At 65.1% G+C, this 22,541-nt stretch carries 24 protein-coding genes; 20 read left to right on the top strand and 4 right to left on the bottom strand.

Annotated features, from left to right (window positions below; all coding sequences use genetic code 11):
* Nucleotides 1–79: 79 nt before the first annotated feature.
* The 4 genes from EL388_RS07850 to ettA all read left to right on the top strand — a co-directional run bounded on the left by EL388_RS07850 (nt 80) and on the right by ettA (nt 6,683).
* Nucleotides 80–1,063: an alpha-ketoacid dehydrogenase subunit beta gene (locus EL388_RS07850; RefSeq protein ID WP_126462003.1), complete on the top strand. Its 984-nt coding sequence runs from the start codon at nt 80–82 to the stop codon at nt 1,061–1,063.
* Nucleotides 1,064–1,151: 88 nt separating this feature from the next.
* Complete coding sequence (locus EL388_RS07855; RefSeq protein ID WP_126462006.1) at nt 1,152–4,124, top strand: FAD-dependent oxidoreductase; 2,973 nt, start codon at nt 1,152–1,154, stop codon at nt 4,122–4,124.
* A gap of 184 nt (nt 4,125–4,308) precedes the next feature.
* Entirely contained in the window at nt 4,309–4,923 is a 615-nt protein-coding gene (locus tag EL388_RS07860) for a response regulator transcription factor (RefSeq protein ID WP_126462009.1), read from the top strand.
* A 95-nt stretch (nt 4,924–5,018) separates the two neighbouring features.
* Nucleotides 5,019–6,683, top strand: a complete 1,665-nt coding sequence (ettA, locus tag EL388_RS07865; protein ID WP_126462012.1) for an energy-dependent translational throttle protein EttA — start codon at nt 5,019–5,021, stop codon at nt 6,681–6,683.
* A gap of 13 nt (nt 6,684–6,696) precedes the next feature.
* On the opposite strand, the gene EL388_RS07870 is transcribed toward ettA, so the two are convergent.
* Complete coding sequence (locus tag EL388_RS07870; protein ID WP_126462015.1) at nt 6,697–6,897, bottom strand: SlyX family protein; 201 nt, start codon at nt 6,895–6,897, stop codon at nt 6,697–6,699.
* Between the two features lie 31 nt (nt 6,898–6,928).
* Nucleotides 6,929–7,246, bottom strand: a complete 318-nt coding sequence (locus tag EL388_RS07875) for a DUF2288 domain-containing protein (protein WP_126462018.1) — start codon at nt 7,244–7,246, stop codon at nt 6,929–6,931.
* A 154-nt stretch (nt 7,247–7,400) separates the two neighbouring features.
* Here EL388_RS07875 and EL388_RS07880 point away from each other — a divergent pair, with 154 nt between their 5' ends.
* Nucleotides 7,401–8,291: a diguanylate cyclase gene (locus EL388_RS07880; RefSeq protein WP_126462021.1), complete on the top strand. Its 891-nt coding sequence runs from the start codon at nt 7,401–7,403 to the stop codon at nt 8,289–8,291.
* A gap of 80 nt (nt 8,292–8,371) precedes the next feature.
* The gene (locus EL388_RS07885) at nt 8,372–9,391 is read left to right on the top strand and encodes a quinone-dependent dihydroorotate dehydrogenase (RefSeq protein WP_126462025.1); all 1,020 of its coding nucleotides are present in this window, start codon (nt 8,372–8,374) and stop codon (nt 9,389–9,391) included.
* On the opposite strand, the gene EL388_RS07890 is transcribed toward EL388_RS07885, so the two are convergent.
* Nucleotides 9,381–10,094, bottom strand: a complete 714-nt coding sequence (locus EL388_RS07890) for a DsrE family protein (protein WP_126462028.1) — start codon at nt 10,092–10,094, stop codon at nt 9,381–9,383. The two genes, EL388_RS07885 and EL388_RS07890, sit on opposite strands and share 11 nt — an antisense overlap.
* The gene (locus EL388_RS07895; protein WP_126462031.1) at nt 10,095–10,655 is read right to left on the bottom strand and encodes an RNA polymerase sigma factor; all 561 of its coding nucleotides are present in this window, start codon (nt 10,653–10,655) and stop codon (nt 10,095–10,097) included.
* A gap of 183 nt (nt 10,656–10,838) precedes the next feature.
* Between EL388_RS07895 and EL388_RS07900 the strand changes: the two genes are divergently transcribed.
* The 14 genes from EL388_RS07900 to EL388_RS07965 all read left to right on the top strand — a co-directional run bounded on the left by EL388_RS07900 (nt 10,839) and on the right by EL388_RS07965 (nt 22,537).
* On the top strand, nt 10,839–11,312 hold the full coding sequence (locus tag EL388_RS07900) for a DsrE family protein (RefSeq protein WP_172599387.1): 474 nt from the start codon (nt 10,839–10,841) through the stop codon (nt 11,310–11,312).
* Nucleotides 11,313–11,369: 57 nt separating this feature from the next.
* Complete coding sequence (locus tag EL388_RS07905) at nt 11,370–12,707, top strand: porin (RefSeq protein ID WP_126462034.1); 1,338 nt, start codon at nt 11,370–11,372, stop codon at nt 12,705–12,707.
* A gap of 175 nt (nt 12,708–12,882) precedes the next feature.
* Nucleotides 12,883–13,995, top strand: coding sequence for an alanine dehydrogenase (gene ald / locus EL388_RS07910; RefSeq protein ID WP_126462037.1), 1,113 nt, complete (start codon nt 12,883–12,885; stop codon nt 13,993–13,995).
* A gap of 280 nt (nt 13,996–14,275) precedes the next feature.
* On the top strand, nt 14,276–14,515 hold the full coding sequence (locus EL388_RS07915) for a CDGSH iron-sulfur domain-containing protein (RefSeq protein ID WP_126462040.1): 240 nt from the start codon (nt 14,276–14,278) through the stop codon (nt 14,513–14,515).
* A gap of 18 nt (nt 14,516–14,533) precedes the next feature.
* A complete protein-coding gene (locus tag EL388_RS07920) occupies nt 14,534–14,911 on the top strand; it encodes a DUF2784 domain-containing protein (protein ID WP_126462043.1) in 378 nt (125 codons plus the stop codon).
* Between the two features lie 70 nt (nt 14,912–14,981).
* Nucleotides 14,982–15,557 (top strand): electron transport complex subunit RsxA, encoded by a 576-nt coding sequence (rsxA, locus tag EL388_RS07925; protein WP_126462046.1) that lies wholly within the window; start codon nt 14,982–14,984, stop codon nt 15,555–15,557.
* A 97-nt stretch (nt 15,558–15,654) separates the two neighbouring features.
* Complete coding sequence (gene rsxB / locus EL388_RS07930; protein ID WP_126462049.1) at nt 15,655–16,209, top strand: electron transport complex subunit RsxB; 555 nt, start codon at nt 15,655–15,657, stop codon at nt 16,207–16,209.
* 3 nt (nt 16,210–16,212) lie between these two features.
* Complete coding sequence (rsxC, locus tag EL388_RS07935; RefSeq protein WP_126462052.1) at nt 16,213–17,871, top strand: electron transport complex subunit RsxC; 1,659 nt, start codon at nt 16,213–16,215, stop codon at nt 17,869–17,871.
* Nucleotides 17,868–18,902 carry an RnfABCDGE type electron transport complex subunit D gene (locus EL388_RS07940; protein ID WP_126462055.1) on the top strand — a complete coding sequence of 345 codons (1,035 nt, stop codon included), beginning with the start codon at nt 17,868–17,870 and terminating at the stop codon, nt 18,900–18,902. The genes rsxC and EL388_RS07940 overlap by 4 nt, the downstream gene beginning before the upstream one ends.
* Nucleotides 18,899–19,537 (top strand): electron transport complex subunit RsxG, encoded by a 639-nt coding sequence (gene rsxG / locus EL388_RS07945; protein ID WP_126462058.1) that lies wholly within the window; start codon nt 18,899–18,901, stop codon nt 19,535–19,537. Before EL388_RS07940 ends, rsxG begins: the two co-directional genes overlap by 4 nt.
* A 36-nt stretch (nt 19,538–19,573) precedes the next feature.
* Nucleotides 19,574–20,284, top strand: a complete 711-nt coding sequence (locus EL388_RS07950) for an electron transport complex subunit E (RefSeq protein ID WP_126462061.1) — start codon at nt 19,574–19,576, stop codon at nt 20,282–20,284.
* Nucleotides 20,281–21,030 carry an endonuclease III gene (gene nth / locus EL388_RS07955; protein WP_126462064.1) on the top strand — a complete coding sequence of 250 codons (750 nt, stop codon included), beginning with the start codon at nt 20,281–20,283 and terminating at the stop codon, nt 21,028–21,030. Before EL388_RS07950 ends, nth begins: the two co-directional genes overlap by 4 nt.
* Complete coding sequence (locus EL388_RS07960; protein ID WP_126462067.1) at nt 21,027–22,106, top strand: FIST C-terminal domain-containing protein; 1,080 nt, start codon at nt 21,027–21,029, stop codon at nt 22,104–22,106. Before nth ends, EL388_RS07960 begins: the two co-directional genes overlap by 4 nt.
* 2 nt (nt 22,107–22,108) lie before the next feature.
* On the top strand, nt 22,109–22,537 hold the full coding sequence (locus EL388_RS07965; protein ID WP_126462072.1) for a DUF1841 family protein: 429 nt from the start codon (nt 22,109–22,111) through the stop codon (nt 22,535–22,537).
* Nucleotides 22,538–22,541 lie beyond the last annotated feature (4 nt).

Here is a 22,541-nt window from a genome sequence, read left to right on the forward strand (position 1 = left end):
TCAGCAATCAGCCGTCAGCGCTCAGCTTTCAAGCCGCTGATAGCTGAACGCTGAAGGCTGACAGCTTACGGAGAAAAAAATGGCTGAAATCATGTACTGGGAAGCGATTCAGCGCGCCCACGACGAAGAGATGGCCCGCGATCCCCTGGTGATCTGCATGGGCGAGGACATCGGCGTGGCCGGTGGCACCTACAAGGCGACCAAGGGCCTGTACGAAAAATACGGTCCGCTGCGGGTGATGGACACCCCGATCTCCGAGAACGGCTACACCGGCCTCGGCGTCGGCGCCTCCTTCCTCGGGGTCAAACCGATCATCGAGATCATGTCGGTCAACTTCGCCTGGCTGGCGATGGACCAGATCTTCAACAGCGCGGCCAAGGTGCGCTACATGTCCGGCGGCCAGTTGACCGCCCCGATCGTGGTCCGCTCCGCCGGCGGGGCCGCCCATCAGCTCGGCGCCCAGCACTCGGCCCGGATGGAGAAGGTGTTCATGGGCATCGCCGGCCTGCGCGTGGTGACCCCGTCCAACCCCAAGCAGGCCTATGGTCTGCTCAAATCCGCCGTGCGCTCGCCCGACCCGGTCTACATCAACGAGCATGAGTTGATGTACAACATGAAGGGCGAAGTGCCGGACGAGGAATACTTCCACCCGCTGGAGGGTTCCGAGGTCACCCGGCCGGGCACCGACGTCACCCTGTTTGGCTACAACATCTCCGTGCACTGGTGCCTGAAGGCGGCCGAGATCCTGGCCAAGCAGTACAACATCAGCGCCGAGGTGGTTGACCTCTACGCCTTGGCGCCGCTCGACCGCGAAGGCATCAAGAAGTCGGTGGCCAAGACCCACAAGGCGGTGATCGCCGAGGAAGACGAGGCCCCGTGCGGCGTCGGCTCCGAGGTCATGGCCATCATCAACGAAGAATGCTTCTGGGAACTGGATGCCCCGCCGGTGCGCGTGCACTCCGCCCTGGTGCCCCAGCCCTACGCGCACAACCTGGAGAAGGCCACCATCCCGAATCACGAGGATGTCGTGAAGGCCGTGCTCAAGCTGTTTGGCAAAGCCTGAGAAGTCGGCAGCAGTCAGTTGGCAGAAATCTCGCAGCCGACTGCTCACTGCAAACTGCCAACTCATTAAGCCTGACGGATCAAAATCTATGTCCCAACACTACGCAATCACCATGCCCCAGCTCTCGGACACCATGACCGAGGGCGTGGTGGTCACCTGGGAAAAGCAGCCCGGCGACCGCGTCGAGCGCGGTGACATCGTCGCCACGGTCGAGACCGACAAGGCCATCATGGACGTGGAGGTGTTCAAGGCCGGTTATCTGGCCGGCCCCCTGGCCGAGATCGGCAGCACCGTCCCGGTCGGCGCCGCCATGGCCTACATCACCGACACCCAAGGCGATCTGGCCATCGCCGCCGGGGAGGTGGTCACCGAGCAGGCCCCGTCGGAGATGATCCCGCATCATGCCGGCACGCCCATCGTCATGCCCCAGCTGTCGGACACCATGACCGAAGGCATCGTGGTGACCTGGGAAAAGGCCATCGGCGACAAGATCAAGCGCGGCGACATCGTCGCCACGGTCGAGACCGACAAGGCGATCATGGACGTCGAGGTGTTCAACGAGGGCATCCTGTCCGGTCCGCTGGCCGATGTCGGCAGCACCATCGAGGTCGGCCACCCCATGGCCTTCATCGTGCAGGACAAGGGCCAGGTCAACGACACCGTGGCCACCGTCTCGGCCGAGCACAAGGTGGTCGAAACCCATCACGTGAAGCCGGGCGAAAAGATTCAGGCCGCGCCGAAGCCGGCTGCCGCCCCTGCCCCCGCTCTGCGCAGCGACGCCAAACCGGCAGCCCGTCCGCAAGGCCGCAAGGCCAGCCCGCTGGCACGCAAGCTCGCCGGCCAGATGGGCGTGGACCTGGACGGCGTCGCCGCCAGCGGTCCCGAGGGCGCCATCGTCGCCGACGACGTGCAGCGGGCGCGGCCGTCGATGAAGGAAGTGGCGCACAGCCTGCCGCAGGTCGACGTGCCGGGCGAAGGCCGGCCGATGACCTCGATGGAGAAGGCCGTCTCGCACGCGATGACCGCATCGCTGACGCTGCCGACCTTCAACGTCACCATGAACATCGACACGGCCAAGCTCACCGCCGCCGCCAAAGCGCGCAAGGTGTCGGTCACCGTGGCGATCGCCAAGGCCTGTTCCGTGGCCATGGCCAAGTTCCCGCGCATGAACTGGGCCTACCAGCCCATGGACAAGCTGGTCGAGCGCGGCAACCACGACTTCGGCATCGCCGTGAAATCGGACGATGGCGGCCTGGTGGTGCCCATCATCAGCGGCATCGAGGCCAAGAGCCTGGAACAGATGCAGGCCGACTGGAACGACCTGGTGCCACGCGCCCGCATCCGCAAGCTGGCGCCCAAGGAATTCGCCAACCCCACCTTCACCATCTCCAACATGGGGATGTTCGGGGTGACCCATTTCACCGCGATCCCGACCCCGGGCATCGCCGCCATCCTGGCCATCGCCGCCAACGGCCCGCAGGGCACGCCGTTCACCATCACCGGTGACCACCGCGTGCTCAATGGCGCCGACGTCGCCGCCTATCTGGCCGAGCTGAAGCAGGTGATCGAGGCGCCCGAAGCCTGGATGGCCGGTGCCGGCAGCGTGGCTGCGGCCGCTCCGGCCGTGTCGCCCATCCCCGAGGGCAACTGGGACGTGCAGGTCGCCGTGATCGGCGGCGGCCCCGGCGGCGAGGACTGCGCCCGCGACCTGGTCGAGCACGGCATCAAGGTCGCCATGATCAACAACGCCCCCTTCCCCGGCGGCGAGTGCCTGTGGCGCGGCTGCATCCCGTCCAAGGCCTGGCGCCATGCGGCCGACATCATCCGCGACCGCGCGCATGATGCCGACAAGGGCGTGACCGGCACCGACAAGCCGAAGATGGTTTGGGAGACCCTGGAGCAGCACCGCAAGAGCATCCTGCAGACCCGGGGTGAACTGGCACTGAAGACCGACAAGGGCGTCAAGATCGACGTGCGCGAGGGCTTCGCCTCCTTCGTCGACGCCCACACCCTGAAGATCGTCGGCCCCGACGGCAAGGAATCGACCCTCACCTTCGGCGCCGCGGTGATCGCCACCGGCGCCCCGCCCTTCGTACCGCCCATCCCGGGCGCGCGCGAGTGCCTGGAGACCGGCGGCGTCATCACCTCCGACACCGTGTGGAACCTGCCCAAGCCGCCCAAGAAGCTGGGCATCGTCGGCGGCGGCGTGATCGGCGTCGAAATGGCCCAGATCTGGCGCGACTTCGGTGCCGACATCCTGATGCTCGAGGCCAAGGACCGCATCCTGGCCGAGATCGAGGAAGAAATCGCCAAGCAACTCACCGCCATCCTGAACGAAGAGTTCAAGGTGGTGACTTCGGCCAAGATCACCGAGATCTCCGGCAAGCCGGGCAAGATGACCATCAAGTACAGCGACGCCGAGGGCAAGGCCGACGAATACACCTGTGACTACGTGCTGATGGCCACCGGCAAGCGGCCCGACACCGCCAAGCTCAACCTGGAGGCCGTGGGCGTGGCGCTGGACGGCGCGGCGATCAAGGTGGATGCCAGCTGCCGCACCAACGTGCCGCACATCTATGCCGTGGGTGACGTGATCGGCGGCTACATGCTGGCCCACACCGCCGCCACCCAGGGCCGTGTCGCGGCGCACAACCTGTCCGGCCATGCGCTGCAATACAACCAGGACCTGGACTGCGGCGTCACCTTCTCGCGGCCCGAGGCCGGCTTCGTCGGCCTCTCGCTCGCCCAGGCCAAGGCCAAGGGCATCGACGCGGTCGAGGCCAAGATGCCCATGAGCATCGACGCCAAGGCCATGATCGCGCTGGAGACCCACGGCATGATCAAGCTGGTGGCCGACAAGGCCAGCCAGAAAATCATCGGCGTGCACTTCCTGGCCGACCACACCGACACCCTGATCGGCGCGGCGGTGATGATGGTGTCCGGCGGCATGACCCTGACCCAGGTCGCCCAGGCCATCTTCCCGCACCCGACCCAGACCGAGCTGTTCGGCGAGCTGGCGCGGCGCCTGCTGTCGCGCCTGCGTCGTACGGCAAAAAAATAAGCCTCATCGACCGAGCAAACCGGGGGCCGCTGTTGCGGCCCTCGGCATTTTTGTCATTCAATCCCAATCGGTCGCGGGCAAAGCCGTGCCAGAGTGGCCAATTCCGGTTATATTTGCGTAAGATAATTCGGGAGAGTTCTTAGGATTCAGTGTTGAACTGACTCGAGAGCGAGAAACGACAAATATGCAGAACATGACCGAGAGCATCGTCTACATCCTGGAAGACGACCCGACCATGGGCAAGTGGTACATCGGCCTGCTGCAATCGATCGGCGTCAATGTCGCGGTCTACCCCAGCGGCCAGGAATTCCTCAGCATGGTCCACCCCTCCGATACCGCCTGCGCCGTCATGGACATGATCCTGCCCGACATGACCGGCCTGGCCGTGCTGGAAAAGATGCATGAGCGCGGTATCTGGATGCCGGTGATCTTCGCCTCCGGTTACGGCGATGTCGGTACCGCCGTGCAGGCGATGAAGGCCGGCGCCGAAGATTTCCTGGAAAAGCCGCTCAAGGCTCAGGTCTTCCTCGATGCCGTACAGAAGGCCCTGGCCAAGAGCCACCAAAGCCACCAGCTCAAGCCGGCCACCCAGGACGTCCAGGGCCTGATGGCCCGGCTGACCCCGCGCGAGCGGGAAGTGCTGGAATTGATCATGGCCGGTCTGTCGAACAAGGAAATGGCCAAGAAGATCGGCGTCAGCCCCCGGACCATCGAGGTCCACCGGGCCAACCTCTATTCCAAGATGCGGGCCGATTCCCTGGCCGATCTGGTCCGCAAGGGGCTCGCCCTCTCGCAGTAGCTTCCGGGCCTCATCCAGCGCCCACCACTGCCTACCGCCGGATACCCGACGTAAGGTAATCTTCCGCTTTTGCACTTTTTCGCTGTCTTGCACTTATGGCCCAATATGTAATGAGCATGCTCCGCGTGAGCAAAGTCGTCCCCCCGAAACGACAGATCATCAAGGACATCTCGCTGTCCTTCTTCCCCGGCGCCAAGATCGGCCTGCTCGGCCTCAACGGCTCGGGCAAGTCCACCGTCCTGCGCATCATGGCCGGTGTCGACAAGGACTACGAGGGCGAGGTGCAGCACCTGCCCAATGTCTCCATCGGCTACCTGCCGCAGGAGCCGCAACTCGACCCGGCCAAGACCGTGCGCGAAGAGGTCGAAGCCGGCATGGGCGAAGTGATGCAGGCCCAACAACAATTGGAGGCGATCTACGCCGCCTATGCCGAGCCGGACGCCGACTTCGACAAGCTGGCCGAGGAGCAGGCCCGGCTGGAGGCGATCATCGCCGCCGCCGGCAACGACACCGAGACCCAGCTGGAGATCGCCGCCGACGCCCTGCGCCTGCCGCCCTGGGACGCCAAGATCGAGCACCTCTCCGGCGGCGAGAAGCGCCGGGTGGCGCTGTGCAAACTGCTCTTGTCCAAGCCGGACATGCTGCTCTTGGACGAGCCGACCAACCACCTCGACGCCGAATCGGTCGAGTGGCTGGAGCAGTTCCTCACCCGCTTCCCGGGCACCGTGGTCGCCGTCACCCACGACCGCTACTTCCTCGACAACGCCGCCGAGTGGATTCTGGAGCTGGACCGCGGCCACGGCATCCCCTGGAAGGGCAACTACTCCTCCTGGCTGGAGCAGAAGGAGGCGCGCCTGGAGCAGGAACAGAAGCAGATCGACGCCCACATGAAGGCGATGAAACAGGAACTGGAGTGGGTGCGGCAGAACCCCAAGGCGCGCCAGGCCAAATCCAAGGCGCGCCTAGCCCGGTTCGAGGAGCTCAATTCGGTCGAATACCAGAAGCGCAACGAGACCCAGGAGATCTTCATCCCGCCGGGCGAGCGCCTGGGCGACAAGGTCATCGAGTTTCACAATGTGTCCAAAGGCTACGGCGACCGCCTGCTCATCGACAATCTCTCGTTCCAGGTCCCGCCCGGCGCCATCGTCGGCATCATCGGCCCCAACGGCGCCGGCAAGTCCACCCTGTTTCGCATGATCCAGGGCTTGGAGAAGCCGGATGCCGGCGAGATCGTGATCGGCCCGACGGTGAAGCTCGCCTCGGTCGATCAGTCGCGCGAGGGTCTGGACGACAGCAAGACCGTGTTCGACGCCGTTGCCGAAGGCCGCGACATCCTGACCGTCGGCCGCTTCGAGATGCCGAGCCGGGCCTATCTGGGCCGCTTCAACTTCAAGGGCGCCGACCAGCAAAAGATCGTGGGCAAGCTCTCCGGCGGCGAGCGCGGCCGGCTGCACCTGGCCAAGACCCTGATCCAGGGCGGCAATGTGCTGCTGCTCGACGAGCCTTCGAACGACCTCGACGTGGAAACCCTGCGCGCGCTGGAAGATGCCCTGCTGGAGTTCGCCGGCTGCGTGCTGGTGATCTCGCACGACCGCTGGTTCCTCGATCGCATCGCCACCCACATCCTGGCCTGCGAAGGCGACTCGCACTGGGAGTTCTTCGCCGGCAACTATCAGGAATACGAGGCGGACAAGAAGAAGCGCCTGGGCGAGGAGGGCGCCAAACCCAAGCGCATCCGCTACAAGCCGATCAGCCGCTAAAGCTCCCCGCCGCTCAATAGTGCGGCGGAATCTCGTCGCGCGCTTCGCCGCGCTCGGGCGGGGTCAGATCCTGCAGCTGCTGGGCGAGCTGCAGCAACTGCCGCTGCAGGCGCTCGATCTGCTCCTGCTGGCGGAACACCGTGCGGTTGAGTTCCTCCAGCAAGTCCTCGGCATAGCTCAGCTTGATTTCCAGCTCGGTCATGCGCGCTTCCATGCTCGCTCCTGATTGCGTGATCGCGCCGACTTCAGTCATTCTGGGCCGGCGCGATTTCCTGGACCAACACCCAGGGGGCGACCACCACGGCCCAGAACACCGACTGCCGACCCTGCCAGACCACGGCATCCTCGGTCGCGGCGCGATCGATCCGGCCCGCCTCGAGCCAGGCCTCGATCGTCGGCTTGTCGTCCTGGGCGAAGCGCACCGCCACCTCGACCAGATCCATGCCCGGCGCCACCTTGACCACGGCGCCCCGGGCGAAATGACGTTCAAGCTCCCGCCAGTGGAGACGACCGGTCTCGCAGTTGAGTTTGGCGTGCAGGAGTGCTTCGGGATGGTCTTTCATGGGCGCGGCCGCCTGGCAGAGGTACGTACGTAATTTTACCTGTGTCCAAAGACATCACAGAAGCCGAATCCTCCGGCCGGCAGTCCGGCGCAACCCGGCATCGGCCGGCAATTCCCAATTAAGATAGCAGCCATCCATAGCCCATTTCCAAGCCATGCCGCTACCCCTGGAACGCGAAGCCATCCAGAACCTCACCGAAGAGCTGGAGGTAATCATCGCGGCCCATCTGGCCTGGTTCAAGCAGCTGAATCGCTCCCTGGTCTGCGCCTGCGACCCGCCGCCCGGCGACATGGCCCCCGATGCCCATCTGCGCTCGCCCTTCGGTCAGTGGTATTACACCCATGAGACCCACCCGCTGGTGGAATATCCCGCATTCCAGGAACTGGCCGAGGTACAGCAGGCCATGCACAATGCGGCCCGCCTGGCCCTGCTCGACATTATCCAGGGCGCGCGGCCCTTCCCCGAGACCTACGACAACTTCATCGACCTCAGCCTGCGGCTGAACACCAAGCTGCGCAAACTGCAGCTCGACATCATCGGCGAACTGCTGACCACCGACCCCTTGACCGGCTGCGCCACCCGCCGGGGCATGCTGGGCAAACTGCGCGAGGAACAGGAGCGTGCCATCCGCATCCAGCGCCCCTGCTGCATCTGCCTGATGGATTTCGACCGTTTCAAGCGGATCAACGACGAACTCGGCCACCCTGCCGGCGATGCCGTGCTGCGCCAGGGCATGAAGTTCACCCTGGGTCTGCTGCGCAAATACGATTCGATCTACCGCTATGGCGGCGAGGAATTTCTCATCTGCCTGCCCGGCACGCCGCTCAAGGACGCCGTCGTCGTGATCGAGCGCATCCGCAACGGACTGGCCCACTTGCCGGTCGAACTGCCCTCCGGCGAGACCTTGCGCATCTCCGCCTCCTTCGGCCTGGCCGAGATGCACACCAGGCGCCCGGTCGAGGAGGCCATCGCCAATGCCGACATGGCCCTGATCCGGGCCAAGGAAAACGGCCGCAACCGCATCGAGATCTGGCAGCCGGAATAATTCAAGCGGGCGGCAGGGATGAGGTGCCGGCGGCGATGCGGTAAAGTAGCGGCCCTGAAAACTCCCCACCCCGCCATTCGATGAATCCCTACCCTTACCTGCGTCCTCTGCTGTTCGCGCTCGATGCCGAGAACGCCCACAACCTCACGTTGAAGGCACTGAAGGCTGCGCAGGCTACAGGCCTGCTCGGGCTTGTGAGCGAAACCGTGACCGCCAGCCCGCGCACGGTCATGGGTCTGGAATTTCCCAATCCGGTCGGCCTGGCCGCCGGCCTGGACAAGAACGGCGAATGCATCGACGCCTGGGCCGCCCTCGGCTTCGGCTTCATCGAGGTGGGCACCGTCACCCCCCGGCCCCAGCCAGGCAACCCCAAGCCGCGCCTGTTCCGCCTGCCCGATGCCCAGGCCATCATCAACCGCATGGGCTTCAACAATCACGGTATCGACGCCCTGCTGGAAAACGTCGCCCGCGCCCGCTACCGCGGCATCCTCGGCATCAACATCGGCAAGAACTTCGACACCCCGATTGAGCGGGCTGTGGACGACTACCTGATCGGCCTGCGCAAGGCCTACCCGGCAGCCAGCTACGTCACGGTCAACATCTCCTCGCCCAACACCAAGAACCTGCGCGACCTGCAACAGGGTGACGAACTCAACCGGCTGCTCGCCGCCTTGAAGGCGGAACAGGCGCACCTGGCCGATCAGCATGGCAAGTACACCCCCATCGCTGTGAAGATCGCACCCGACCTGGAAGCCAGCCAGATCACCGACATGGCTGCCCTGTTCCGCCAACATCGCATCGACGCCATCATCGCCACCAATACCACTTTGTCGCGCCATGGTGTCGAGGGCCTAAACCACGGCGAAGAGGCTGGCGGCCTGTCGGGTCGGCCGGTGCGGGAAAAGTCGACCGCCGTGCTGGCAGCGCTGCATCGCGAACTGGCGGGAGAAATTCCCCTGATCGGGGTCGGCGGCATCCTCTCGGGCGAGGATGCCAAGGCCAAACTGGCCGCAGGCGCCAGCCTGGTGCAGATCTACAGCGGCCTGATCTACCGCGGACCGGCGCTTATCGCCGAATGCGCGGCTGCCATCAGACCTTGATGTAGACCCAGCCGGCCTGCAACTTGTCCACCACCTCGTCGAGCGCCGCCGGCGCGATGTGCACGCCGGGTAGCAGGCGGGTGTCCTGGCCGCGTTCCTGTAACTTCTTCAGCGTTTGGCCGCAGCCGATCAAGGCCAGGTTGTCATAGCGCGCCTGCAGCCGTTGCAGTCGATCGGCATAGGGTGAGGTCGCCGCGCGCAAGAGATCGATGCCCTGGCTGTTGGCCACCAGTTCGACCTGGATTCGTCGGCCATCGCGACGGGCGGCATCCAGGGCATGCTCAGCCCGGTCCAGAACCTGATCGAAACGGGCCAGGCCGGCCTTGTCGACATGCAGCATGATCCGGTTCTGATTGGTCGCGACATTGCCCAGCCACGCGGTGCGCAGCGTGTCCCTGTCATCTGCCAGATGGCCGCGGCCCAGCCAACCAGCCAGCACCCCGACCACGACCAGGCAGCTGGCGGCGATGGCGTGCCTGACCTGAGGCCGGCGACGGCCGGTACCGAAGTCGTGCGAGACGCTGTTCGGCCCACGATAGCTGGACTTGACCATCTCCTTGAGCATATTGAGCTCGCAGACCTGCCTTTTCAGCAGTGCATCGCCGCTGATCTGCTCGATGGCCTGGGTCCGCTCGGCCGGAGACAACTCGCCATCGACGAAGGCATTGAGGAATTCGTCCGAGAACTGCTGCGTCTTGTTCATTTATTTCACCCTCCGCAGTGGTGCCGAATCGCCCGCGGTCACCACATCGAATTCGATCAGGTCTTTTTTCAGTGACTGGCGGGCACGACACAGCCGGCTCATGACCGTGCCGATGGGGATATCGAGAATGCCGCTGACCTCGGCATAGGAGAAATCTTCCAGGTCGACCAGGGTCAACACCTCGCGCTGCCCCAGCGGCAGACGCGCGACAGCGGCCCGCACCCGGTCGACGATCTGCCCCCGCTCGCCCAGCCGGTCCGGCCCCGGCGCCGGGTCGAGCAGGGCCTCTTCCAACTCGTCGATGTCCTCCTGGGGACGCAAACGCCGTAGGTGATCGCGCCAGCAGTTGGTCAGGATCGCGAACAGCCAAGGCTCGACCTGTTCGGACTCTCTGAGTTGGCTGCACTTTTCCACCGCGCGGGCCAGGGTCTCCTGAACCAGGTCTTCGGCCAGCGCGCGGTTGTGACACCAGGCATAGGCCACGCGCAGCAGCCTGGCCCTTTGCTGCTTGAGCCGAACACCGCAGGCGCGTGAACCGGAAAAAAATGAAAGCAAGGTCATCGTTGGTTTAGGCAGCGATTTGCGAATTTGTGTCCCATCTTCAGCATGAGACGAATGTACCCCCCTATTTATTCCATTATCACTGGAAATAAATCGGGAATAAATCCGGCGGCCCCTGCGTCTTAAGCAACAAGTCGTGCCTGGAGCGCCTGACGCGACCCCATACCACCAAGGAGACAACCGATGAAACCAACCTCTCTGTTGACTGCACTGCTGGCAGCGCTGTCCTTCGCCATCGCAACACCTGTGGTTGCCGCCACTAATCCGGCCCCTGCCAAAGTAGCCAGCAAGAAGAAACCTGCCGCCCCCAAGGAAAAGGTGGTCTATCACATCAACGATGCCAGCGTTGCCCGCATCGCCATGCGCAACGTGGAGAACCACCTGGCCGCGGCGCCGGATGCCAAGATCGTCGTGGTCACCCATGGCAAGGGCATCGATTTCCTGCTCAACGACGCCAAGGACGACAAGGGGCCATATCAGGGCCAGGTAGCCGGCCTCAAGGAGAAAGGCGTCGAGTTCCGGGTCTGTCGCAACACCCTGAAAAGCCGCAACCTGGGCGATGACGCCGTCATCATGGAAGCCCAGGTCGTGCCGTCCGGCGTCGCCGAGATCGGCAAGCTTCAGGCCAAGGAAGGCTACGTCTACCTGAAGCCTTAAGGTCAACCACGCATCCGCCCGGACACCGGGCGGTTCGCCAGCAATCAAGGGGATACCATGAAACGCAGCCTGATCGCTGCGGGGGTACTTGCTGCCTTCGCAAACGCAATACCGGCCCAGGCCGGCAACTGGGTCGACGCCATCGGCACCGAGCCGGCCGATGCGCCCAAGTTCCGCTTTTTCGGCTTTGTCCAGCCGACCTACACATACTACCTGGCCGATCGCATGTCGGGCGGCAACGCCCAGATCAATGGCCAATACCAGCCCAACAACCTGGTCGGCCCCAACTTCGACAGCGTCAATCAGGTCCAACTATTGCGTGCCCAGTTCGGTGCCCGCGGCAACCTGACCGACAAGATCAATTATTTCCTGCTCACCGATGTCGGCCGCAATGCAACCACGGTGCAGCACCCATTCATGGTCACCGATGCCTCGCTCACCTTCAACTTCATTCCGGGCGCGCGCATCCGGGCCGGCCTGTTCAAGCTGCCCACCGGCGAGGAGGCCCTGGTGCCCAACCCCACTCATCATTCCTACGTCTACTACAGCGCCGTCACCAGCGCCCTGGTGCAGGAGACTTTCTTCAAGGACGTAGCCGGCACCCCGTCGGGCTGTACCGTCCTTGCCGGCAACATCTCACTTGATTGCGGCCAGGCGGCTACCGGTAACAACGCCTTCCGAGACTGGGGCGTCCAGGTATTCGACAGCTTCCTCAAGGACAACTGGGAATTCGCCTATGCGGCCATGCTCTCCAACGGCAACGAGATCGAGAGCATCGGCGACAACGACGACAACAAGGACCTCACCCTGCGCGGCCAGGTCTCCTACATCTTCGGCGGCAAGGGTGCCAACCGCGAGGACGTCTACGCCTTCGCCTGGCGCCAGGACGGTAAGCGCAGCTATGGCACGACCGAACGCGACCGCATCCGCGAGGGGGTCGGTTTCCGCTACAACAAGAGCGGCCTGCGCATCTCCGGCGAATACATCCGGGGCGAGGGCATGATCGCCGGCGGCCCCAACCCGCCTACCATCGCGCAGAAGCCCACCGGCCTGACCCCACCCTACAACCTCAACATCGCGCTCGACGGCAAGGCGCGGGGCTGGTATCTGGAAAGCGGTTGGAAGTTTCACCCGAGCTGGGAAATCGAGGCGCGCTACGACGAATTCGACCGCAGTCACGACGACCCGGCGGCCCAGCGCATCTTCAAGACCTGGACCCTGGGTGCCCAGTACTTCCTCAACAAGAACACCCGGGTGACCTTGAACTATGAGTGGCGCGATCAGGAAGTGCCGCATGTCAACGCCATCACCAATGCCGCTCAACGAACCAACGCCCTGGTCGTGGCCGACAATACTGCAGACCGGCTCAGTCTTCAGCTGACTTATTGGTGGTAATCAGTCCGCTTCCGCACGGGTCCCTTTAGGCTTCTCCTCCAGGAGGGGGCCCGTGTGTTTTTTTTGCGATCACATAATCACCCCATCTTCGCAGCCAATTCCCTGACGTAGTCGGGGTTGGGAACTTCCCCCGCAGCCGGTAAGATGACGTCGCCTATATCGAGCGACCGGCATCATGCGCATCGGCATTCCGAAAGAGATCAAGAACCACGAATACCGCGTTGCCGCCACCCCGGCCAGCGTGGCTGAACTGGTCCGCGCCGGCCATGCCGTCATGGTCGGGACCAACGCCGGCCATGCCATCGGCTATGACGACGCTGCCTACCAGGCCGCCGGGGCCTCGATTGCGGCCACCCCGACGGCGCTCTATCGCGAATGCGAGCTGATCTACAAGGTCAAGGAACCCCTGGCCGAGGAGATTCCCCTGCTGCGCGAAGGCCAGATTCTGTTCTGCTATCTGCATCTGGCCGCGGCGCCGGAACTGGCCCGAGCCCTGCTCGAGCGCGGCGTGACCGCCGTCGCCTTCGAAACCGTGATGGATACCAGGGGTGCCACGCCCCTGCTCGCCCCGATGTCCCAGATCGCCGGCCGGCTGGCGCTCCAGATGGGCATGCAGGCTTTGGAGATGAAAAACGGCGGCCGCGGCGTGCTGCTTTCGGGTGTGCCGGGCGTGGCCCCCGGCCGGGTGGTCATCCTCGGCGGCGGCAATGTCGGGGGCAATGCCGCCCGCATCGCAGTCGGCATCGGTGCCGACGTCACCCTGCTCGATCGCAATGCGGCCAAGCTGAAAACCTACGACGACCTCTACCAGGGCCGACTGAAAACCCGTTTCGCCAGCCCAGCCAATATCGAGCAGTGCCTGGCCGAGGCCGACCTCGTGGTTGGCGCCGCCTATGTGCCGGGCCGCCACGCCCCGCGTCTGATCAGCCGCGCGCTATTGCGCGCCATGCCACGCGGTGCCGCCCTGGTCGACGTCTCCATCGACCAAGGCGGCACCGCGGAGACCTCGCGGCCGACCAGCCATGCTGAGCCTTTCTTCGTCGAGGAAGGCGTTGTCCACTATTGCGTGCCGAACATGCCGGGCGCGGTGGCCCGCACCGGCACCCTGGCCCTGGCCGAGGCGACCCTGCCTTATCTGCTAAAACTGGCCGGAGAAGGGATGCACCGCGCCTTCGAACAGGATGCCGGCTTTGCCGCCGGCCTCAATCTGGCGAAGGGCCGCCTGGCCCACCCCGGCCTGGCGGAAGACCTCGGCCTCGACTGCGCCGACTGGCGCAATCTGCTGTGAGACCGGGGATTCCACTTAGACGGTGGTGAACAGGTACAGCACCCCGAAGTGGGAAACGATGAACAGACCGAACATCACGGCAACGGCGGTGTTCTCGCTTTTTTCGAAGATCTTTTGCAGGCCCATATTGCGTCCTTTCAATGTGGTTGAGGAAATAACACAGCAAAGTTGTCAACAATCTTATCGGGCCGCATGCCGCAAGGCCTTGATCCGGGTCAAACCTTGCGACCCGAGCAACAAAGCGGCGCATTCTTGTTTCTTGTGAAGAGAGGAAAAAACCATGAGCGATCCCGTCGTAGCCGCAAAGAGCCCCATCGGCGTCGAACTTGAACCGGGCGAATACTGGTGGTGCAGTTGCGGCCGCTCCAAGACCCAGCCGTTCTGCGACGGCTCGCACCAGGGCACGGACTTCCAGCCAATGGCCTTCAAGGTGGAGAAAAAGGACACCTACTGGCTCTGCGCCTGCAAGCACACGGCCAATGCCCCCTTCTGCGACGGCGCCCACGAACTGCTCGACTGAGCAGCCGGCGGCGAGGCGATGAGCTACAGCCTGCTGGCCGATCTCGTCCTGCTGGCGCACCTGGGTTTCATCGCCTTCGTCGGCGGCGGCGGTCTGCTGGTCAGCCGCTGGCCGCGCCTGATCTGGCTGCATCTACCGGCCGCGGCCTGGGGTGCGGCGGTGGAGATCGGCAATCTTCCCTGCCCGCTCACGCCGCTGGAAAACCACCTGCGGCAGGCGGCCGGTGAGGCCGGCTACGCCGGCGATTTCATCGGCCACTATCTGCTCGCCGTCATCTACCCGGAAGGCCTGACCCGGCCGGTGCAGATCGGCCTTGGCCTCCTGGCCATTGCAATGAATCTGGTGATCTACGGCCGGCTCCTCCGACGCCTACGCCACAGCGGCAATAACCAGTAACCACGCCCCCTGCAGGCTTGTCACCCACCCTGCCGCTGGCCGATAATCCATTATCTTCAGCGATCCCGCCATGCAAGATTACCTACTCCTCCTCATCGGCACGGTGTTCGTCAACAACATCGTGATGAGCAAGATCCTCGGCCTCTGCCCGTTCATGGGCGTATCCCGGAAGCTGGAAACCTCGCTCGGTCTCGGCGCCGCCACCGCCTTCGTCCTCACCCTGGCCTCGGGCGCCAGCTACATCATCGACACCTACCTGCTCGGCCCGGATCTGAGCTATCTGCGCACCCTGTCCTTCATCATCACCATCGCGGCCATCGTCGGCTTCACCGAGATGTTCATCAAGAAGACCAGCCCGGTGCTGTTCCGCGTCCTCGGCATCTATCTGCCCCTGATCACCACCAACTGCGCCGTGCTCGGCATCCCCCTGCTCACCGTGCAGGAGGGGCACAACTTCGTCGAATCCCTGGTCTTCGGCCTGGGCGGCGCCCTCGGTTTCTCGATGGTTTTGATCCTGTTCGCCGCCATGCGCGAGCGGCTGGAGGCGGCCGAGGTGCCGCCCGCCTTCCGCGGCACCAGCATCGCCATGGTCACCGCCGGCCTGATGAGCCTGGCCTTCCTGGGCTTTTCGGGGCTGATCAAGTGACCATGTCGAGCGTTGAGCGAGACATGGTCATCCCCGCGAAGGCGGGGATCCAGCTTTTAATCGACAGGGATGCCCGCTTCCGCGGGCATGACGGCCGGTGTTGACCGCCATTCTGGTCATGGCCTTGGGCGGCCTGCTGCTCGGTGGCGTGCTGGGCTGGGCCTCGGTCCGCTACCGGGTCGAGGACGACCCGCTGGTGGAGAAAATCGACGCCATCCTGCCCCAGACCCAGTGCGGCCAATGCGGCTTCCCCGGCTGCAAGCCCTATGCCGAGGCCATCTCCAAGGGCGAGGCCGACATCAACCGCTGCCCGCCTGGCGGCGAGGATGGCGTCAAGCGCCTGGCCGAACTGCTCGGGGTCGATCCCAAACCCCTGGGCGAAGGCCTGGAGCACAAGCCGAAGTCGGTGGCGGTCATCGACGAGAACCTGTGCATCGGCTGCACCCTGTGCATCCAGGCCTGCCCGGTCGATGCCATCGTCGGTGCCGCCAAGCAGATGCACGTCATCATCGCCGACCAATGCACCGGTTGCGAGCTGTGCCTGCCGCCCTGCCCGGTCGAGTGCATCCACATGGAAGTGGTGCGCGAGGACATCACCAGCTGGAAGTGGCGCTACCCGGTGATCCCCCTGCATCCGGTAAAGAAGAGCTGAACCATGCGCAGCCTGCATCCCTTCCCCGGCGGCGTCCACCCTGCGGACCACAAGGCCGAGTCGAACGGCCGGCCAATCGCCCAAGCACCGCTGCTGCCGCGCTATGTCGTGCCCCTGCGCCAGCATATCGGCACGCCGGCCAAGCCGGTGGTCAAGGTGGGCGACAAGGTGCTCAAGGGTCAGAGCATCGGCCACGCCGACGGTTATGTCTCCACCGCCATCCACGCCCCCACTTCCGGCCGGGTAGTCGCCGTGGCGCCACAGCCGGTGCCGCACCCGTCCGGCATCGCCGATCTCGCGATCGTGATCGAGGCCGACGGCGACGACCGGGCCATCGAATATGAGCCGCTGATCGACTGGCGCAGCATGGACCCGAGCACGCTGCGCAACCGCATCCGCGATCTGGGCCTGGCCGGCCTGGGCGGCGCGGTGTTCCCCAGCTACATCAAGCTCAATCCCAAAAGCGCGGGCAGGGTTCCCACCCTGATCCTCAACGGCGCCGAATGCGAACCCTGGATCACCTGCGACGACCGGCTGATGCGCGAACGGGCGCACGACATCCTGCGCGGCACGGCGGTCATCCAGTCCCTGCTCCATGCCGAAGAGATCCTGATCGGCATCGAGGACAACAAGCCCGAGGCGATTGCCGCCATGCGCGAGGCTGCCGAGCAATGCGGCTTCCCGATCGAGGTGGTGGCGGTGCCCACCCAGTATCCTGCCGGCGGCGGCAAGCAGCTGACCTATCTCTTGACCGGCAAGGAAACGCCGTCCGGCGCGTTGTCGACCGATATCGGCATCCAGGTGTTCAACGTCGGCACCGCCTACAGCCTGTACCGGGCGATCGAATTCGGCGAGCCGGTGATCTCGCGCGTGGTCACCGCCACCGGCCATGTCGCCGAGCCGCAGAACATCGAGGTGCGCATCGGCACCCCGATCGCCGACCTGATCCGCCTGGCCGGCGGCGAGCTGTCCGGTGCCTCGGGCCGGCTGATCGGCGGTCCGATGATGGGCTTCGACCTGCGCGACACCGCCGCACCCATCACCAAGGCGGTCAACTGCGTCATCGTCAAGAGCCCGGCCCTGTTCCCGCCCGCGCCGCCGCCCATGCCCTGCATCCGTTGCGGCGAATGCGCCCGCGCCTGCCCGGTCAGCCTGCAGCCCTTCGAGATGCACTGGTATGCCAAGGCCCGCGACTTCGGCAAGGCCCAGGGCTACCAGCTGTTCGACTGTATCGAATGCGGCTGCTGCAGCTATGTCTGTCCCAGCCACATCCCCCTGGTCGATTACTTCCGCTTTGCCAAGAGCGAGATCTGGGCCCGCGAACGCGAGAAGCAAGCCGCGGAACAGGCCCGTACCCGACACGAGTTCCATCAGTTCCGGGCAGAGCGGGAGAAGCAGGAAAAAGCGGACAAGCTCGCGGCCAAGGCGGCCGAACGCCTGAAGCAGGCCGAGCCGACGACGGCCACCGCCGACCCCGAGGCCGAGCGCAAGAAGGCCATCCTCCAAGCCGCCATCGAGCGGGCGAAGAAGGCCAAGGAAGACGTCACGCCGAAGAACGTCGACAATGTCTCGGCCGAGGTGCGGCACGAGATCGAGGAGATCGAGGCGCGGCGCGCCAAGCTGCGCGAAGCGGCCCACGCCCAGGATGAGGACAAGGCATGACCGGTTCGCCCTACATCACCCAGCCCCGGCGCGAGACGCCGCGCGTCATGCAACTGGTACTGCTGGCCCTGCTGCCGGGCATCACCGCGCACTGGTGGCTGTTCGGGCCCGGCATCCTGGTCAGCCTGCTCTTGTGCAGCCTGTTCGCCATCGGCTTCGAGAGCCTGGCCCTGCTCATGCGCAATCGACCGATCGGCTTTTATCTGCGCGACAACACCGCGCTGGTCACCGCCTGGCTGCTGGCCCTGTCCATGCCCACGCTGGCACCCTGGTGGCTGTATCTGGTCGGCATCTTCTTCGCCATCATCGTGGCCAAGCATTTCTACGGCGGCATGGGCCAGAACCTGTTCAACCCGGCCATGGTCGGCTTTGCCGTGCTGATCCTGAGCTTCCCAGTGCAGATGACCCAATGGCCGGCACCGGCGGCCCTGGCCGCGCACGTGCCCAGCCTGGTCGAGGCCTTCGATCTGGTCTTCGCCGGCCAGGGTGCGCTGAGCGTCGATGCCTACACCTCGGCCACGCCGCTGGACAGCCTGAAGACCCAGCTGCGCGCCGGCACCGCCTTCGACGACATTGCCGGCCAGGCCATATTCGGCCATATCGGCGGCACGGGGGGCGAAATCGTCGCTCTCATGTTCCTGGCAGGCGGCCTGCTGCTGCTGGCCTTGCGCCTGATCACCTGGCACATCCCGCTCGCCTTCCTTGCCGCCATCGCGCTCACCGCAGGCGTCATTCAACTCATCGAACCTGGCGAACAAGCCGGTATCCTGTTCCACCTGGCCACGGGCGGCGCCATGCTCGGCGCCTTCTTCATCGCGACCGACCCGATCACCGCCGCCTCGACCCCGCGCGGCAAGCTGCTCTACGCTGCCGGTGCCGGCTTTCTCACCGTGATCATCCGGGTCTACGGCAACTTCCCGGACGGCGTCGCCTTCGCCGTGCTGCTGATGAACATCGCCGCGCCGCTGATCGACCTCTATACCCAGCCGCGGGTGTTCGGCCAGACCGGCAGGAAGGACAAGCAGCCATGAAGGCCATGGTCCGCGCCGCCATCACCACGGCCCTGGCCTTGCTGGTATTCAGCGCCATCGGCACGGTGTTGCTTTCCGGCACCTACAGCCTGACCCTCGACACCATCACCCGCAGCGAACAGGCCACCCGGCAAATTCTGATCGCCCAGACCCTGCCGGAAGGCAGCTTCGACAATAACCTGGTGGCCGAGGCCATGCCGCTGGCGCTCGATCCTCTGCTCGGCGGCAAGAAGCCCGGCCTCGCCTATCCGGCGCGCCTGAACGGCAAGCCGGTGGCGGTGGTGATCGAAGCCACGGCGCCGGATGGTTACGCCGGCGAGATCAAGCTCTTGATCGGCATCCTGGCCGACGGTCGCCTGGGCGGCGTGCGCGTCGCCCAGCACAAGGAGACCCCTGGCCTGGGCGACTACATCGAGCTCAAGAAGAACCCTTGGATTCGCCAGTTCGACGGCCTCTCGCTCGGCAGCATGGCGGAAGACCAATGGCGGGTGCGCAAGGATGGCGGCCGCTTCGACTACATGGCCGGCGCCACCATTACCCCACGCGCCATCGTCAAGGCGGTGCACAAGGCGTTGCGCTATTTCGAACTGCACAAGGCGGAGTTGCTCAAACCAAGCAGCGAGGTGACGGCATGATTTCTCTAAGAAAACGTAGTTTCGGTGGAAGCTAACATGAGCGAAGCGAATGTTAAGTCGCAAAGCGACGGCTGGAGCCAGATACGCGACATCATCGTCAATGGCCTGTGGAAGCAGAATCCGGGCATCGTCCAGTTGCTCGGCCTCTGTCCACTGCTGGCCATCAGCAACACCGTGGTCAACGCGCTGTCGCTCGGCCTGGCCACCACCCTCGTCATGGCCGTCTCCAGCGGCGCCGTTTCCGGCCTGCGCCACCTGATTCCGCACGCCATCCGCATCCCGGTCTTCGTGCTGATCATCGCCGCCCTGGTCACCGTGGTCCAGCTGCTGATGAACGCCTATGTCCACCCGCTCTATCTGGTGCTGGGCGTGTTCATCCCCCTGATCACCACCAACTGCATCGTGCTGGCCCGGGTCGAGGCCTTCGCCTCCAAGCGCTCGACCTGGCACTCGATACTCGATGCCATCATGATGGGCCTGGGCCTGACCCTGGTGCTGGTCGCGCTCGGTGCCGGGCGCGAGGCGTTCGGCAAGGGCACCCTGCTGTCCGGGCTGGATCTGGTATTCGGCCCCCAGGCCGCCGGCTGGACCATCCTGCTTGCGCCCGATTACCACGGCTTCCTGCTCGCCATCCTGCCGCCGGGGGCCTTCATCGGTTTGGGCCTCCTGATCGCCCTGCGCAACTGGCTGGAACTGCGGGCCAAGGCCGCGGCCGCGACAGCCGCTCCGCAACATCAGGCGGCATGAACCCGGCCAAACGCCGCGCCATCTTCGAACGCCTGCGGGCGGCCAATCCCAAGCCGACCACGGAGCTCAACTACCGCACGCCGTTCGAGCTGCTGATCGCCGTGGTGCTCTCGGCCCAGGCCACCGACGTCGGCGTCAACAAGGCCACCGCCAGCCTGTTCCAGGTGGCCAATACCCCGGAAAAACTGCTCGCCCTCGGCGAGGAAGGCCTCAAGCGATACATCCGCACCATCGGCCTGTATCAGACCAAGGCCAGGAACATCATCGGCCTGTGTCGGCAATTGCTGGAAAAGCACGGCGGCGAGGTGCCGGCCGAACGCGCGGCGCTGGAGGCCCTGCCCGGCGTCGGCCGCAAGACCGCCAACGTGGTGCTCAACACCGCCTTCGGCCAGCCGACCATCGCGGTCGACACCCATATCTTCCGGGTCGCCAACCGCACCGGTCTGGCCCCGGGCAACACCGTGCTCGAGGTGGAGCAGAAACTGCTCAAGACCACGCCGGACGAGTTCAAGCACGATGCCCATCACTGGCTGATCCTGCACGGCCGTTATGTCTGCAAGGCGCGCAAGCCGGATTGCCCGCACTGCCTGATCGCCGATTTGTGCGACAACCCGGTTTTTCCCGCAAACAAAAGCCAACCGCAAAAGCGGGTTGCGACGAAGGCCAATGCCCGTGAAACGGACATCAAGCCGGCGAAGCCAGGCGGCCAAAGCCGAATCAAGAGCAAAACCCGGGAGGCGGCGTGAGCATCGCCACCGCCCTGGTGCGCGGCCGCCTCGCCCGGACCGAGCTGGTGCACGAGGCGGTAGAGACCGCGCTCGACCGCGCCGGCCTGCGCTATGCCAATGCCGTGCTGCTGTTTTTGTCCGACCACTACGCCCAGGAACCGAACCCCGCCCTGCACGAGGCCGCCCGCGTCGCCGGCTGCCTGCAGATCGACGGCTGCAGCGCCGCCGGCCTGTTCACCGAGAACGCACGGGCCATGAGCGAGCCGGCCGTGGCGGCCATGGTCTTCGGCGGCGATATCCAGCTCAAGCACGCCATGCCCGGTGACGAGCCGGTGCTGTCCTTCGCCGCCCCCGGCGGGCTCGACCTCACCTGGCTGGAGCGCGACGAAGTCCGCTTCGGCGCGGTCGCCAGCGACAGCGACGGCCAGGGGCCGTTCCGGGTCTGGAGCAGCGGCCGGGTGCAACCCGGTGGCCATTGCGGCCTCGCCTTCGGCGGCGTCCGTTTGCGCCTCGGCCTGTCGCAGGGCGCGCGCCCCTTGTCGGAGCCGCAGGAGATCACCCGGGTAATCGGCAACGACATCATGGCGGTCGCCGGCAGGATGGCCCTGGCCAGCCTGGCCCAGGCCCTGCCCCAGCTTGGTCAGTCCATCGAAGGCATGCCGCTGCATCTGTTCATGGCTGGCGTCACCCACGGCGAGCCGGAGGGCGCCCTGGCCGAGGGCCGTTACCAGTTGCTGCCCATCCTCTCGGCCAACCCGGACAACGGCGTGGTCACCGTCCCGGCCCAGCTCGCGGAAGGCGACCAGCTGTTCTGGGCCGTGCGCCAGCCCGACGCGGCCGAGCAGGACCTGCGCCTCATGCTCGACCGCCTGGGCAGCGACACCCTGGAGGCGCCCGCCTTCGGCCTGTTCTTCCCCTGCCTCGGCCGCGGCCCCGCCTTCTACGGCGGCGAGGACCGCGATCTGGCCCTCATCGCCGAGCGCTATCCCGAACTGCCGCTGATCGGCTTCTACGGCAACGGCGAGATCGCCCGGCTCAACGGCATGAACCGTCTGCTGCAATACAGCGCAGTATTGGGCTTGGGCTACCTCTGACCATGTTCGACCCCAGCCGGGAACAGGCCCGCCGCTTCCTGATCGAGGCCTGGCGCAAGTATCGCGAACGCTCGGTGATGACCGAGCTGGAACTGCTGGCGGCCGAGCATATTGCCCACCACCCGGAATACCACGCCATCCTTGAAGCCGGCGAGGACAGCCTCGACCGGGAATGGCTGCCGGAGCTGGGCGAGACCAACCCCTTCCTCCACCTCTCGCTGCACCTGACCATCTCCGAGCAGTTGTCGATCGACCAGCCGCCGGGGATCAAGGCCGCCTACGAACGCCTGCTGCAGCGCACTCAGGACCCGCATGCCGCGCAGCACCTCATCATGGACTGCCTGGCCGAGGTGGTCTGGCAGGCGCAGCGCAACCGCAGCCAGCCGGACGGCCTGGCCTATCTGGAGTGTCTGAATAGGAAATCGCGCTAGGGGC

Origin of the sequence: Sulfuritortus calidifontis (genome assembly GCF_003967275.1) — a bacterium.
Lineage (GTDB): Bacteria > Pseudomonadota > Gammaproteobacteria > Burkholderiales > Thiobacillaceae > Sulfuritortus > Sulfuritortus calidifontis.

Coding starts and splice junctions, on each gene's coding strand:
- EL388_RS07850 (WP_126462003.1), top strand. CDS start 80: ATGGCTGAAATCATGTACTGGGAAGCGATTCAGCGCGCCCACGACGAA.
- EL388_RS07855 (WP_126462006.1), top strand. CDS start 1,152: ATGTCCCAACACTACGCAATCACCATGCCCCAGCTCTCGGACACCATG.
- EL388_RS07860 (WP_126462009.1), top strand. CDS start 4,309: ATGCAGAACATGACCGAGAGCATCGTCTACATCCTGGAAGACGACCCG.
- ettA (WP_126462012.1), top strand. CDS start 5,019: ATGGCCCAATATGTAATGAGCATGCTCCGCGTGAGCAAAGTCGTCCCC.
- EL388_RS07870 (WP_126462015.1), bottom strand. CDS start 6,897: ATGGAAGCGCGCATGACCGAGCTGGAAATCAAGCTGAGCTATGCCGAG.
- EL388_RS07875 (WP_126462018.1), bottom strand. CDS start 7,246: ATGAAAGACCATCCCGAAGCACTCCTGCACGCCAAACTCAACTGCGAG.
- EL388_RS07880 (WP_126462021.1), top strand. CDS start 7,401: ATGCCGCTACCCCTGGAACGCGAAGCCATCCAGAACCTCACCGAAGAG.
- EL388_RS07885 (WP_126462025.1), top strand. CDS start 8,372: ATGAATCCCTACCCTTACCTGCGTCCTCTGCTGTTCGCGCTCGATGCC.
- EL388_RS07890 (WP_126462028.1), bottom strand. CDS start 10,094: ATGAACAAGACGCAGCAGTTCTCGGACGAATTCCTCAATGCCTTCGTC.
- EL388_RS07895 (WP_126462031.1), bottom strand. CDS start 10,655: ATGACCTTGCTTTCATTTTTTTCCGGTTCACGCGCCTGCGGTGTTCGG.
- EL388_RS07900 (WP_172599387.1), top strand. CDS start 10,839: ATGAAACCAACCTCTCTGTTGACTGCACTGCTGGCAGCGCTGTCCTTC.
- EL388_RS07905 (WP_126462034.1), top strand. CDS start 11,370: ATGAAACGCAGCCTGATCGCTGCGGGGGTACTTGCTGCCTTCGCAAAC.
- ald (WP_126462037.1), top strand. CDS start 12,883: ATGCGCATCGGCATTCCGAAAGAGATCAAGAACCACGAATACCGCGTT.
- EL388_RS07915 (WP_126462040.1), top strand. CDS start 14,276: ATGAGCGATCCCGTCGTAGCCGCAAAGAGCCCCATCGGCGTCGAACTT.
- EL388_RS07920 (WP_126462043.1), top strand. CDS start 14,534: ATGAGCTACAGCCTGCTGGCCGATCTCGTCCTGCTGGCGCACCTGGGT.
- rsxA (WP_126462046.1), top strand. CDS start 14,982: ATGCAAGATTACCTACTCCTCCTCATCGGCACGGTGTTCGTCAACAAC.
- rsxC (WP_126462052.1), top strand. CDS start 16,213: ATGCGCAGCCTGCATCCCTTCCCCGGCGGCGTCCACCCTGCGGACCAC.
- EL388_RS07940 (WP_126462055.1), top strand. CDS start 17,868: ATGACCGGTTCGCCCTACATCACCCAGCCCCGGCGCGAGACGCCGCGC.
- rsxG (WP_126462058.1), top strand. CDS start 18,899: ATGAAGGCCATGGTCCGCGCCGCCATCACCACGGCCCTGGCCTTGCTG.
- EL388_RS07950 (WP_126462061.1), top strand. CDS start 19,574: ATGAGCGAAGCGAATGTTAAGTCGCAAAGCGACGGCTGGAGCCAGATA.
- nth (WP_126462064.1), top strand. CDS start 20,281: ATGAACCCGGCCAAACGCCGCGCCATCTTCGAACGCCTGCGGGCGGCC.
- EL388_RS07965 (WP_126462072.1), top strand. CDS start 22,109: ATGTTCGACCCCAGCCGGGAACAGGCCCGCCGCTTCCTGATCGAGGCC.